This is a genomic window from Citrobacter sp. RHB35-C17 (genome assembly GCF_013816795.1).
GTDB classification, from domain to species: domain Bacteria; phylum Pseudomonadota; class Gammaproteobacteria; order Enterobacterales; family Enterobacteriaceae; genus Citrobacter_A; species Citrobacter_A amalonaticus.
Genome location: NZ_CP057150.1, coordinates 4265657 through 4279427 on the forward strand (window position 1 = coordinate 4265657; position 13771 = coordinate 4279427).

Consider the following 13771-nt stretch of genomic DNA (forward strand, 5'->3'; position numbering starts at 1 on the left):
CAAAAATTATCCGTAATATCAGGGAAAGCCCCCAATTAAAATGTGGCATAAAAGATGCATACTCAGGTCGACAAGCGTGTATGCGCGATTTGATTAACTGGAGCGAGACCGATGAAAAAAGTCGTCACGGTTTGCCCGTATTGCGCATCAGGTTGCAAGATAAACCTGGTGGTCAATAACGGCAAAATCGTCCGGGCTGAGGCGGCGCAGGGGAAAACCAATCAGGGTACTCTGTGTCTGAAGGGCTATTACGGCTGGGATTTTATTAACGATACCCAGATCCTGACCCCGCGCCTGAAAACGCCTATGATTCGTCGCCAGCGTGGCGGCAAACTGGAATCAGTTTCCTGGGATGAAGCGCTGAATTATGTCGCCGAACGCCTGAGCGCCATCAAAGCGAAATACGGCCCTGATGCCATCCAGACGACCGGCTCGTCGCGCGGCACCGGGAATGAAACCAACTACATCATGCAAAAATTTGCGCGCGCCGTTATTGGTACCAATAACGTTGACTGCTGCGCTCGCGTCTGACACGGCCCATCGGTTGCAGGTCTGCACCAGTCGGTCGGTAACGGCGCAATGAGCAATGCCATTAACGAAATTGATAACACCGATTTAGTGTTTATCTTCGGTTACAACCCGGCGGATTCCCACCCGATTGTGGCGAATCACGTGATTAACGCTAAACGTAACGGGGCGAAAATTATCGTCTGCGATCCGCGCAAAATTGAAACCGCGCGCATTGCCGACATGCACATCGCTCTGCGAAACGGCTCGAATATCGCACTGTTGAACGCGATGGGCCATGTCATTATTGAAGAAAATCTGTACGACCAGGCGTTTGTCGCCTCCCGTACGGAAGGTTTTGAAGAGTACCGCAAGATTGTCGAAGGCTATACGCCGGAGTCCGTCGAGGAGATAACCGGCATTAGCGCGAGTGAAATTCGTCAGGCCGCGCGGATGTATGCCGGTGCGAAAAGCGCGACCATCCTGTGGGGCATGGGCGTCACCCAGTTCTATCAGGGTGTAGAAACCGTGCGTTCACTGACCAGCCTCGCGATGCTGACCGGCAACCTCGGTAAGCCCAGCGTGGGCGTTAACCCGGTACGTGGCCAGAACAACGTTCAGGGCGCGTGCGATATGGGTGCGCTGCCGGATACCTATCCGGGCTATCAGTATGTGAAAGATCCGGCTAACCGCGAGAAATTCGCCAAAGCCTGGGGCGTGGACAGCCTGCCTGCGCACACTGGCTATCGCATCAGCGAGCTGCCGCACCGTGCGGCGCATGGCGAAGTGCGTGCGGCGTACATTATGGGCGAAGATCCGTTGCAAACGGATGCGGAACTCTCCGCAGTGCGCAAAGGCTTTGAGGATCTGGAACTGGTCATCGTGCAGGACATCTTTATGACCAAAACCGCATCGGCGGCAGATGTCATTTTACCGTCGACGTCGTGGGGCGAGCATGAAGGGGTCTTTACCGCTGCTGACCGTGGTTTCCAGCGCTTCTTTAAAGCCGTTGAGCCGAAGTGGGATCTGAAAACCGACTGGCAAATCATCAGTGAGATCGCCACCCGGATGGGGTATCCGATGCACTACAACAACACCCAGGAGATCTGGGATGAGTTGCGTCATCTGTGCCCGGATTTCTACGGGGCGACTTACGAGAAGATGGGCGAACTGGGCTACATCCAGTGGCCTTGCCGCGACACGTCAGACGCCGATCAGGGGACCTCATACCTCTTTAAAGAGAAGTTTGATACCCCGAACGGCATGGCACAGTTCTTCACCTGCGACTGGGTTGCGCCGATCGATAAACTCACCGACGAGTACCCGATGGTACTGTCGACGGTGCGTGAAGTCGGCCACTACTCCTGTCGTTCGATGACCGGTAACTGTGCGGCCCTGGCCGCGCTGGCGGATGAACCAGGCTATGCGCAAATCAACGCGGCCGATGCGGCGCGTCTGGGCATTGAAGATGAAGCACTGGTGTGGGTTCACTCACGTAAAGGCAAAATTATCACCCGCGCGCAGGTCAGCGAGCGCCCGAACAAAGGGGCTATCTATATGACCTACCAGTGGTGGATTGGTGCCTGTAACGAGCTGGTGACCGAGAACTTAAGCCCGATTACCAAAACGCCAGAGTACAAGTATTGCGCCGTGCGCGTGGAGCCGATTGCCAATCAGTCCGCCGCCGAGCAGTACGTGATTGATGAATACAACAAGCTGAAGGCTCGCCTGCGCGAAACCGCAATGGGCTAACCACAACGTTGATGCATCTCAACAGCCTCCACCCTGGAGGCTGTTTTTTTATCCATACGATCTCTTTATACTGTCCATTCCGTACCCTAATTAAAACTTAATAATGAAACCACTTCTTGCATTGATGTTATTGATGACATTCTTTGCCCGTGCTGCCGATCCTGAGCCTGGAAGCCAGTATTTGCAGGCCGCAGAGGCAGGTGACAAACGCGCGCAATATTACCTTGCTGACAGCTGGTTTAGCTTCGGCGATTTAAGCAAAGCCGAATACTGGGCACAGAAATCCGCCGACAATGGCGATGCGGACGCCTGTGCGCTGCTGGCGCAGATTAAAATCACTAATCCGGTCAGTCTGGATTACCCGGAAGCAAAAATGCTGGCGGAGAAGGCCGCCCGGGCGGGCAGTAAAGCGGGCGAAATTACGCTGGCACGCATTCTGGTGAATACGCAGGCCGGTAAAACCGATTACCCCAAAGCCATCTCCCTGCTGCAAAACGCCTCTGAAAATCTGGAGAGTGATGTGGCCGTAGATGCGCAGATGCTGCTCGGTTTGATTTACGCCAACGGTGTCGGGATTCAGGCTGATGATGATAAAGCGACCTGGTACTTCAAACGCAGTTCCGCCATCTCTCGCACCGGGTATTCCGAATACTGGGCGGGAATGATGTTTCTGAACGGCGAACAGGGCTTTATTGAGAAGAATAAACAGAAGGCGCTGCACTGGTTGAATCTGAGCTGTACCGAAGGATTCGATACCGGCTGCGAAGAGTTTGACCGATTAACGAACGGCTGACTCAGATTACCTGATGGCGCTTTGCTTATCAGGCCTACAAGCGATGTCGACTCGTAGGCCGGATAAGGCGCAGCGCCATCCGGCAGACCGTTTACCGTTACTGGGCAGTCTTATCGAATTTCCCCAGTACTTCGCGCTCATACGCCAGCGCTTTTTTGCGATCAAACTTGTGTTCCCATTTGGCAATCACCAGTACCGCCAGCGCATTCCCCACCACGTTCAGCGCCGTACGCGCCATGTCGAGAATACGGTCGACCCCGGCGATAAAGGCCAGGCCTTCCAGCGGGATGCCCACGCTACCAAGCGTTGCCAGCAATACCACGAAGGAGACGCCCGGCACGCCAGCAATCCCTTTCGATGTCACCATCAGCGTCAGCACCAGCACGATTTCCTGCCACAGCGACAGGTCGATACCGTACAACTGCGCGATGAAGATCGCCGCAATACTCTGATACAGGGTCGAGCCATCGAGGTTAAACGAGTAGCCGGTCGGCACCACAAAACTGGTGATCGAGGCTGGCGCGCCGTAGGCTTCCATCTTCTCGATAATTCGCGGCAGCACGCTTTCAGAGCTGGCGGTGGAGTACGCCAGAATCAATTCATCCTTCAGAATGCGGATCAGGATCCAGATACTCAGTCCGCAAATACGCGCGACGATACCCAGCACCACCAGCGCGAAGAACAGGATCGCGAAGTGAACCAACAGCACCAGCTTCGCCAACGGCCACAGCGAGGCAAAACCGAAGTTCGCCACGGTCACGGCGATCAGCGCGAATACCCCGACGGGTGCATAGCGCATGACCATGTGCGTCACTTTAAACATGGTTTCGGAAATGGAGCGGAACACCGTCACCAGCGGCTCACGATGCGTTGCCGGTAGCGAGGAAAGCCCCAGACCAAACAGCACCGAGAAGAAGATGATTGGCAGCATGTCGCCTTTCGCCATCGAAGCAACGATGTTTGTCGGGACCAGCGACAGAATGGTGCCCATCAGGCCATGCGCGTGGCTCTGCACCTCTGCCGTCGTGTTCTGGTATTTCGAAATGTCCACGGTCGCCAGTTGCGACATATCAATGCCGGAACCCGGCTGGAAGACGTTCGCCAGCGTAATCCCGAGGATAATGGCAATCGTCGTGATCACTTCGAAATAGAGAATGGTTTTCGCGCCGATACGTCCCAGTTGTTTCGCATCGCCGACACCGGCAATCCCGACAATCAGCGTGGAGATCACAATCGGCACGACGATCATTTTAATCAGATGGATAAAGATATCCCCTGCCGGAGAGAGCAGGTTTGCAATCAGCCACTCGCGGCTGTCGCTGTGATAATGCAGATAACTGCCGAGTAAAATGCCCAGCACCATGGCAATCAGGATCTGCCAGGCCAGACTGAGTTTAAAACTTTTCATAACGACGAACTTCCTCAATGGAACGCCACTCCTGTTCATCGCGCAGGAATGGATACATACTGAAAGGGTATGAATTGTGTTGCGTTGGTTAGTAGAGTTTTTTAACGCTATACCCTAAATAGTCCGAGTTGCAGGAAGCCAACACACCTGCAGCTTGAAGTATGACGGGTGTATAATCAGTACCATTTGCAGGGCATCTTGCGCAACCCTTTAAGAACAGGGCTTTTCGCTGAAATAATGCATAATAACGCGAATTTATCGGGTTTATATTGCATAACTATTTGTTATGGAAAGATTTTTAAATCTGCGTTTTTGAATTATAACCGTCATGAATTATTTTGGCGGCGAGGTTCATTTGCCTGTTTTTTAAACAGATAAATCGCGCAAAAACACAAATCTATTTCTGTCGGTTCTGTAATAACTTTGCCATATTTATCGAGTCTATCAGCTGCGCACGATTCACCCGCGGCGAATTCAAATCCAGGACTTTTTGCCACTGCAAAATCGCCTGTTTGTAATCCGCCTGCATAAATGCATCCGACGCCAGTAGCATCAGCGCAGTCACTTCCCCGGCATCCAGCGCCAGCGCCTTATCAATCATCTCGCGGGTCGCCAGCGTCATGTGCTGCCCGGCCTGGTAGTAGAGCACGGTCGCCAGCGCCGAATAGATCTCCGCATTCTCTCCACGGCTACGCAGCGCCTGACCATAAGCCAGCAGCGCATTATCATAATCATTGCGCCACAGATAATACTCGCCGAGGAGCGCCCACTTTTCGCTGTCCTGTGGGTTGGCGCGAATCTGTTTTTGCAGGGCTATCAGTTGGGCCTCCGGCGTCGCGGTTTCTGCAAATTCATGCAGCGGATCGGCCAGTCGTCGTTGTTCGTCTCGCACGGCCTGCCATTTCGGCGACAGCAGATAGCCGCACAGACAGACGATGACCATCAGCACTGCCGCCAGAGTCAGTCGTCTGACAGGCATCGGGCGTGACGGTTCAGGTTGTCTCATCGTTGCCCCCTTTTCGCCTGCTGACGCGCCACAAAATCCCTCCAACCAGCAGCAACAGCAGGCACGGTAATGCCCACAGCAGCAGCGTCTGCCCGGTGAGCGGCGGGTTATAGCGGACAAAATCACCGTACCGCGCGGTCATCCAGGCGGTGATTTCAGCTTCATCTTTCCCTTCTGCCACCATCGTATAGACCTGGTGGCGCATGCTGACCGCAACCGGCGCATTGGATTCCAGCAAGTTTTGATTCTGGCACTGCGGACAGCGAAGCTGGCTGGCAATCGACAACGCCTTTTCCTGCTGCTGCGGGTTCTCAAAAGCCCAGGTATCAACCACCTGAGCGTGAGCGGAAAAGGAGATAACCAGCAGTAAGATAAACGCAATGATGGTGCCTGATGACGCTGCGCTTATCAGGCCTGCGCCGTGCTTAAACCATGCGCCGCCATCCGGCAAAACCTCCGACAAAAACCGCGGTTCATTACGCATCGCGCTTTCTCCCACGCCAGCCGCTGAGCAGCGCCCCGGCAATCATCAACAGCCCCCCGCCCCAAATCCAGCGCACGCCGCTTTGCACATACAGGCGCAGGGCATACCGTTCCTCGCCCGTTTTTTCACCCATCACCGCATACCAGTCATGAAGCAGATCCCAGTGAATGCCAGGTTCCATCATTTGCTGGCGACGGGCGGAATAAAAGCGCCGCTCGGGCGTCAGGCTACCGATTCGTTTGTCGCCCTGCCACAGCGTAATAAGCGCCTTTTCGGTGGTGTAGTTCCCTTTCGCGGCCAGATCCAGCCGTTCAAAGCGGAAGGTGTACCCCGCCAGTTCAACCTGCTGACCTGGGCTCAGGTTAAGGCTTACCTCCTGACGACTGCCGCTGGAGAAGAGGATCCCCGCGGCAAAAACCAGCACACCTGCGTGCGCCAGCAGCGCCGGAAGCTGGCGGTGTACGGCCCTCTTCCGGCTTCTGACCATCGCTGTCACGATCACCACCAACATCAGCAAGCCAAACGGCAAGGTGGCGCGGTTAAAATAGGGCGCGCCAACGGAGAGTCGTCCCCAGCCCAGCAGGCCATAAATCATCGGGTAGAGCGTGCCAATCAGTACGATCAGCAGCACCGCGCAAAAGAGCAGCAGCGCTGCCAGAATCAGCATTTCGCGTGACCAGCCGCTCAGACGAACGGCCTGTTGGTTAGCCCGCGCGCGCCAGCCGTACAAGCCGAGCGCGGCCAGACTCAGAATGGCAAAGAGGGCAAACAGCGGCACGGCGCGCACATTATCCAGCGCAAAAGCGTGTACAGAAACGAGAATACCGGAACGGACAATCAGCGTGCCCAGCAAAGAGAGGATGAGCGTGACAATGGCCAGCAGTAGCGACCAGTGGCGAAAAATGCCGCGTTCACGCGATACATACAGGCTGTGCAGCAGCGCACTGGCAGAAAGCCAGGGTAATAAAGACGCGTTTTCCACCGGGTCCCAGAACCACCAGCCGCCCCACCCCAGTTCGCAATAGGCCCACCATGAACCGAGAATGATGCCAAGCGTCAGCGCACACCAACCGGGCAGCGCCCAGCGCCAGCACACCCAGGCGGTCAACGTCGTGAAATCACCGCGCAGCAACGACGCTAGCGCCACTCCGGCAGCGACCATCAGGCCGCCGTACCCCAGATACAGCAATGGCGGATGCAGGATCAGCCCCAGATGTTGCAGCATCGGGTTGAGATCGCGCCCTTCTATCGCTGGCGGAAAGATACGGACAAACGGATCGGACCAGAACACCACAAACAGCAGCAGCAATGCGGTGATCGCCGAGAGTACGCCGAGTGTGAACGGAAACAGAGGATCAGATTCGCGGCGATAGCGCCAGGCAAACAGCGCGCTCCAGCCGGACAGAAATAACACCCACAGCAGCAGAGATCCTTCGTGACCGCCCCACACCGCCGCCAGCTTGAGTCCCCACGACAACAGGCTGTGACTATGTTGGGCCACATAGATAACGGAGAAATCGCTGGTCAGAAAGCAGAACACCAGAATCAAGACGGCGAGCAGCAGGCACGCAAATTGCGCCCAGACGCCCACGCTCGCCAGACGCATTACGCTCTGCCAGCGCTGGCGTTCACCTGCCAGTACGGCAAGCGGGGTCAATACGTTGACCCCGAGGCTGAATAACAGTGCCAGAAAACCGGCTTCAGGAAGGAGTACGTCCAGAAATCACCTTTCCCTCACAGCCATGCTTATGCAACCGTGAGCTGTCCAGCATAAAGAATGAAAAAGCGCAGTAACAGCACGCCCGTCAGGCTGGCACCACAGACCGCCAGCACACCATGAAACGTCGAACCGCGGTTGGCCCAGGGTTTCAGTAACATGGGAACGATCAGTCCCAGCCCCGCGACGCCGAGCCAGAACCACCAGGTCCAGAAGCCACCACCCAGTGCCGCCGACAGCGCGCGCATTTTGCCGTCATCGCCCAGAGCCAGCCCCACAAAGAAGGCGGCCAGCAGGAAGATCTCCAGCCACACCACCGGGGTTTCCACACGGTGAATAAAATGCGCCTCGGTACTGTGCGGATTACCACGCTGACGTAATGCCATCGCAATCAGCGCCACCGCCGCACCAGAGGAGATCCCGGAAAACAGGAACAGCACCGGCAGGATCGGGTTATTCAGGAACGGATACGATTTCAGCACCGAAAGCAGGAAACCGGTGTAGGCGCCCAGCAGCACCGCCAGTACCAACATTAGCGTTTCGAGTCCACGGTTGAACGGCGTTAACAGCGTCAACACTTTCTGCACCAGTCCAAGACGGGGGAACCAACGCTGTTGCAGAGCCATCACCTCTTTTTGAAAGATGATGGCCAGCCACAGAATCAGCACCACCATATAAAGCTGGAATAGCAGAACCCCCATCGACATCACCGACGTAAAGCTATAGTGGAACATCAGTTTCCAGAAGGTCCAGGGACGCGTCAGGTGGAAGATCAGAATCAGCAGGCCGAGAATAATCGCCCCCGGCCCCACGACCAGCGTGGTGCGCAGCAGCGTACTGTCCGCTCCACCCGCCTCCGGATGGTAACGGCGCAGCAGGATTGACAGCGTCACCAGTCCGGCAGAGATGCCGATCAGAAACAGATAGATGGCGATGGGCCAGTCCCACACCAGCGATTCAAAGTGGAAAGCAGATGCGTTTGTCATTGGCTCACCTCCCCATATTTAAAGGGAACGCGGTAGACCTTCGGTTTGGTACCCAGCGCCAGCTTGTAGCGATAGGTGGTTTTCTGCCGCAGCAGCCGGGAAATATCGCTGTCAGGATCGTCCAGATTACCAAACGTCAGCGCCTTCGTCGGGCAAGACTCGACGCAGGCAGGCAGTTTGCCCGCTTTCAGATTGGTTTTACGGCAAAAATCGCATTTATCCGCTGTTTTCGTGACCGGATGGATAAAGCGCACGCGGTACGGACACGCGGCGATGCAGTACTGACAGCCGACGCAGAGATCCGGGTTCACATCCACGATGCCATTCGCGGCATCGCGATACGACGCCCCGGTCGGGCAGACGTCAACGCACGGCGCGTGATCGCAGTGCTGGCACGAATGGCGGAAGAAGCGGTACTTCACATCCGGAAACGTGCCCAGCGGTTCGCTGCGAATGATGGTCAGTCGCGACACGCCTTCCGGCACGTTGTTGACTTCCCGACAGGCATCCATACAGGCGGTACAGCCGATGCATAATGATTCATCATGCACCATGCCGTATCGCACGCCGTTGATATTCAACGTTTTCGCCACCACGCGTCCTGCAGTACCGCTGACGGCCACCAGCGCGCCGACGCCGGTGATGAACTGGCGACGAGAGCAACTCATGGATGCTCCTTAAGCAAGGGCACAGACGCCGGATTAAAGTTCGGGTTGTTACGCTGATCGCTGTGGCAATCGACGCAAATCTTAACTCGTCCTTTATCGCTTAACGTCTGCATCGTGTCTTGCTTCGGATGCAGCGAATGACAACTGGCGCAGGCCACTTTAGTCACGTGGACATCGTGCGGCCAGAACGCTTTTTGCAACTGTTCAGGCAAGTGGCAGGACAGACAAACGCTGTTCTGCTGCTCCACGTTATACATCGGCTCGTTAAAGCGCATCACATCCTTCGCCCCTTCACGGTGCTGAGGCGATGGCTTGCCATGACAGTTAGTACAGGTGACCGGCAGTTTATTGTTCGGATTGGTTACGGACGCATGCTTACCATGCATCCCTTCGGTATCCGGCTTGTGACAGTCCAGACACGCGGCATCCGGGCTACGCTGTGGCGTCACCTCCCAGCGTTCCGATTCCTGCGGCGTTGGCGTGGCGGTTATTCCACTCAGGCTCCATAACAGACCTGACGCCAGCACCCCAGCAGTTAATAACGAACGTAATACGCTCATATTCACTCCGTTGAGTTATCCGCCCCTTGCGAGGCGGAATGGGGTTATTGGCTTAACAAACCGTTTTTACGCGCCTGTTCTTCCCACTGCGGGATCACCGTTTTGATAAAGTCCTGTTTATCGGCGTTAATCTGCTGCATGTTCAGACCAATGGCCGCCTGGGCTTTCTCTTTGGTGGAGATATCCGGAATTGCGATTTCATGGGTGATGCCTTTGGTTGCCAACAGACGCGCCAGCTTAGTCCGCGCATCGGCGGCTTTGTCCATCGCGATACCTAACATCCGCAGACCTTCCTCCGGGGCGTGCATATGGATACCGTGAGAGGCAATGGCCAGATCCCAGCGCCACTGCGCGTGACGGATATCGCTCAGAATCGGCTTCATTTCCGCTTCCGTTGCTCCCGCATCCCAGGCCGCTTTCGCTTCGAAGTGCGCACGAACCAGTTGATCTTCAACTTTGATTTTCAGCCCATTGATTGCCTTCTTACGCTCAGCGACCACGTTTTGCAGAGAGGCTTTGTCCTGGGTATGGCAGTTCGCACAGGTTTGCGGGAAGTTGTCGAACGGATTGCCAATCTTATGATCGGTATAGAGTTTTCCTTCGGCGTTCTGCACTTTCGGCATATGACAGTCAATACAGGTCACATTGTTTTTGCCGTGAATACCCACGCTCCAGGTTTCATATTCCGGATGCTGTGCTTTCAGCATCGGCGCTTTTGACAGCGAGTTGGTCCAGTCAGAGAAGGTAATGGCGTCATAGTATTTCTCCATGTCTTCGACTTTCATGCCGTCATCCCACGGGAACTTCACGGCTTTGTCTTTGCCGTCAAAATAATATTCAACGTGGCATTGCCCGCAAACCATCGACTGCTGGTCGAAACGACCGGCTTTATCGAATGGCTTACCGATGGTCTCCATCGCACGTTCCGCATACGGACGAGACAACGTCAGCTCAGGTTTACCTTTCGCAAAGTCAGGTGACGCCGTGTTATGGCAGTCGCCGCAGCCCAGGTTATTCACGATTTCCGGGCCGCCGCGCGCCCATTTGCCGTGGAAGTAGCCATCTTCACCGTCTTTCTGGATCAAACGCGCCACGTCCGGGCTTTTACAGCTCCAGCAGGCCATCGGCAATGGACCGTCTTCAGCGTTTTTTGGGGCGCCGGTACGTAAGGTTTCACGCACGTCGGTCACCGCATAGGCGTGCCCACGCGGTTTGTTGTAATCACGGGAGAACGGATATCCCGCCCACAAGATCACCAGACGGGGATCTTCCGCTAACGCGTCTTCACGTTTTGATTGCTCTGAAGTCGCTTTCCATGAGAGGTATTGATCGGGATGCTGAGGGGCGAAGACTTCATTCTTCGCTTCAACGGTAACTGATTTTGCGGGTTCGGGCGTTTGCTCAGCATAAACCGCAGAAATGAAAAACAGCGGTACGATCAGGCTGAAGAAACGACGTGCGCGTAGTGTAATCCTTGCCATAGAGGTCTCATCCAGATTGCGCCATTGCGTTCAATGACGGTTCTTTTTTATTCTATCCATGACGATAACCACACACACCGCCATGACATTGCCCTAATCTAGATGTAACAAAAAACCACACTCAAAATGTTGTCTTTAATCAATTGTAAGTGTATGTAAAATACCACTTTAGAGTTAGTCAAGCCGTTTTTTCTCTACTCCTTTCCTCTTTTTCGACCTCGATCACCGTTCGTGAATAATTAACATAACCCTCTGTAACGGAAAGATTTTACCAACTTTTGTTGGTTTCCTTCAAAAAACGTATTGCCGTTAATTTGCACAATTCCTGTATTGCGTGATCTGTCGCGCAAAAGCTAAACAAAACTGTCAAAGCCCCTACATTTAACGTTTATGAGACATATTATTAACATCCTACAAGGAGAACAAAAGCCATGAGCCAAATTCACAAACACGCTATTCCCGCAAACATTGCGGATCGTTGCCTGATAAATCCGGAGCAGTACGAAGCGAAGTATCAACAATCTATTAACGAGCCAGATACCTTCTGGGGCGAGCAGGGAAAAATTCTCGACTGGATCACGCCGTACCAGAAAGTGAAGAACACCTCTTTCGCACCGGGCAATGTCTCCATTAAATGGTATGAGGACGGCACGCTGAACCTGGCGGCCAACTGTCTCGACCGCCACCTGCAGGAAAATGGCGAACGCACCGCCATCATCTGGGAAGGCGATGACGCCTCGCAGAGCAAACATATTAGCTATCGCGAACTGCATCGCGATGTCTGCCGTTTCGCCAATACGCTGCAGGATCTGGGGATTAAAAAAGGCGATGTGGTGGCGATCTATATGCCAATGGTGCCAGAGGCCGCCGTCGCGATGCTGGCCTGCGCCCGCATTGGTGCCATACATTCGGTGATCTTCGGCGGTTTCTCGCCGGAAGCGGTCGCCGGTCGCATCATTGATTCCAGTTCGAAGCTGGTGATTACCGCTGATGAAGGCGTGCGCGCTGGTCGCAGCATTCCGCTGAAGAAAAACGTCGACGATGCGCTGAAAAACCCGAACGTGAAAACCATCGAGCATGTGGTTGTACTCAAGCGCACCGGCGGCAACATCGAGTGGCAGGAAGGTCGCGACCTGTGGTGGAGCGATCTGATTGAAAAAGCCAGCCCTGAGCATCAACCCGCAGAGATGAACGCCGAAGATCCGCTGTTCATCCTCTATACCTCGGGCTCCACCGGTAAACCGAAGGGCGTGTTGCACACCACCGGCGGCTATCTGGTATATGCCGCAACGACCTTTAAATATGTGTTTGATTACCATCCGGGCGATATCTACTGGTGCACCGCCGATGTGGGTTGGGTTACCGGACATAGCTACCTGCTGTATGGGCCGCTGGCCTGCGGCGCTACCACGCTGATGTTTGAAGGCGTGCCGAACTGGCCGACGCCGGCGCGCATGAGCCAGGTGGTGGATAAGCATAAGGTCAATATTCTCTACACCGCGCCGACGGCGATCCGCGCCCTGATGGCGGAAGGCGATAAGGCGATTGAGGGCACTGACCGCTCATCGCTGCGCATTCTGGGATCGGTTGGCGAGCCGATCAACCCGGAAGCGTGGGAGTGGTACTGGAAAAAGATCGGTAACGAAAAATGCCCGGTGGTGGATACCTGGTGGCAGACCGAAACCGGTGGCTTCATGATCACCCCGCTGCCGGGCGCAACCGAACTGAAAGCGGGTTCCGCTACCCGCCCGTTCTTCGGCGTGCAGCCGGCGCTGGTGGATAACGAAGGCCATCCGCAGGAAGGGGCCACCGAAGGCAACCTGGTGATCACCGACTCCTGGCCTGGACAGGCGCGTACGCTGTTCGGCGATCATGAACGCTTTGAGCAAACCTACTTCTCAACCTTTAAAAACATGTACTTCAGCGGCGATGGCGCGCGTCGTGACGAAGACGGTTACTACTGGATCACCGGGCGCGTTGACGACGTGCTGAACGTCTCCGGTCACCGTCTGGGCACGGCGGAAATTGAATCCGCGCTGGTGGCGCATCCCAAGATTGCCGAAGCGGCGGTGGTCGGCATTCCGCATAACATCAAGGGCCAGGCGATTTATGCCTATGTGACGCTGAATCACGGCGAAGAGCCGTCGCCTGAACTGTACGCCGACGTGCGCAACTGGGTACGTAAAGAGATTGGCCCGCTGGCGACGCCAGACGTGCTGCACTGGACCGACTCACTGCCAAAAACCCGTTCCGGCAAAATCATGCGCCGTATTTTGCGCAAGATCGCGGCGGGCGATACCAGCAATCTGGGCGATACCTCGACGCTCGCCGATCCTGGCGTGGTAGAGAAGCTGCTCGAAGAGAAGCAGGCCATCGCGATGCCATCATAATAAAAAGATGCCGGATGGC

At 55.2% G+C, this 13771-nt stretch carries 9 protein-coding genes and 1 pseudogene; 3 read left to right on the plus strand and 7 right to left on the minus strand.

What is annotated here, in order from left to right; genetic code table 11:
* Window positions 1–111: 111 nt before the first annotated feature.
* Together fdhF and yjcO are read left to right on the plus strand one after the other, a co-directional pair.
* On the plus strand, window positions 112–2259 hold the full coding sequence (gene fdhF, locus HVZ37_RS20355; protein ID WP_080721659.1) for a formate dehydrogenase subunit alpha: 2148 nt from the start codon (window positions 112–114) through the stop codon (window positions 2257–2259).
* Window positions 2260–2362: 103 nt separating this feature from the next.
* Window positions 2363–3052 (plus strand): Sel1 family TPR-like repeat protein YjcO, encoded by a 690-nt coding sequence (gene yjcO, locus HVZ37_RS20360; RefSeq protein WP_042999069.1) that lies wholly within the window; start codon window positions 2363–2365, stop codon window positions 3050–3052.
* 97 nt (window positions 3053–3149) lie between these two features.
* Here the strand turns inward: yjcO and gltP are convergent, their stop codons facing one another.
* The 7 genes and pseudogenes from gltP to nrfA all read right to left on the minus strand — a co-directional run bounded on the left by gltP (window position 3150) and on the right by nrfA (window position 11362).
* The gene (gene gltP, locus HVZ37_RS20365) at window positions 3150–4460 is read right to left on the minus strand and encodes a glutamate/aspartate:proton symporter GltP (protein ID WP_042999068.1); all 1311 of its coding nucleotides are present in this window, start codon (window positions 4458–4460) and stop codon (window positions 3150–3152) included.
* Between the two features lie 397 nt (window positions 4461–4857).
* The gene (gene nrfG / locus HVZ37_RS20370; RefSeq protein WP_181627927.1) at window positions 4858–5466 is read right to left on the minus strand and encodes a heme lyase NrfEFG subunit NrfG; all 609 of its coding nucleotides are present in this window, start codon (window positions 5464–5466) and stop codon (window positions 4858–4860) included.
* Window positions 5453–7670, minus strand: a pseudogene (gene nrfF, locus HVZ37_RS20380) (heme lyase NrfEFG subunit NrfF). Before nrfF ends, nrfG begins: the two are co-directional and overlap by 14 nt.
* A 26-nt stretch (window positions 7671–7696) precedes the next feature.
* Complete coding sequence (nrfD, locus tag HVZ37_RS20385; RefSeq protein WP_042999064.1) at window positions 7697–8653, minus strand: cytochrome c nitrite reductase subunit NrfD; 957 nt, start codon at window positions 8651–8653, stop codon at window positions 7697–7699.
* Window positions 8650–9321: a cytochrome c nitrite reductase Fe-S protein gene (gene nrfC, locus HVZ37_RS20390; protein WP_042999063.1), complete on the minus strand. Its 672-nt coding sequence runs from the start codon at window positions 9319–9321 to the stop codon at window positions 8650–8652. Before nrfC ends, nrfD begins: the two co-directional genes overlap by 4 nt.
* Window positions 9318–9881 (minus strand): cytochrome c nitrite reductase pentaheme subunit, encoded by a 564-nt coding sequence (nrfB, locus tag HVZ37_RS20395; protein ID WP_042999062.1) that lies wholly within the window; start codon window positions 9879–9881, stop codon window positions 9318–9320. The genes nrfC and nrfB overlap by 4 nt, the downstream gene beginning before the upstream one ends.
* Window positions 9882–9925: 44 nt before the next feature.
* Window positions 9926–11362, minus strand: coding sequence for an ammonia-forming nitrite reductase cytochrome c552 subunit (nrfA, locus tag HVZ37_RS20400; RefSeq protein WP_042999061.1), 1437 nt, complete (start codon window positions 11360–11362; stop codon window positions 9926–9928).
* Window positions 11363–11793: 431 nt separating this feature from the next.
* Between nrfA and acs the strand changes: the two genes are divergently transcribed.
* Window positions 11794–13752, plus strand: coding sequence for an acetate--CoA ligase (acs, locus tag HVZ37_RS20405; protein WP_044257356.1), 1959 nt, complete (start codon window positions 11794–11796; stop codon window positions 13750–13752).
* The last annotated feature ends 19 nt before the right edge of the window (window positions 13753–13771 follow it).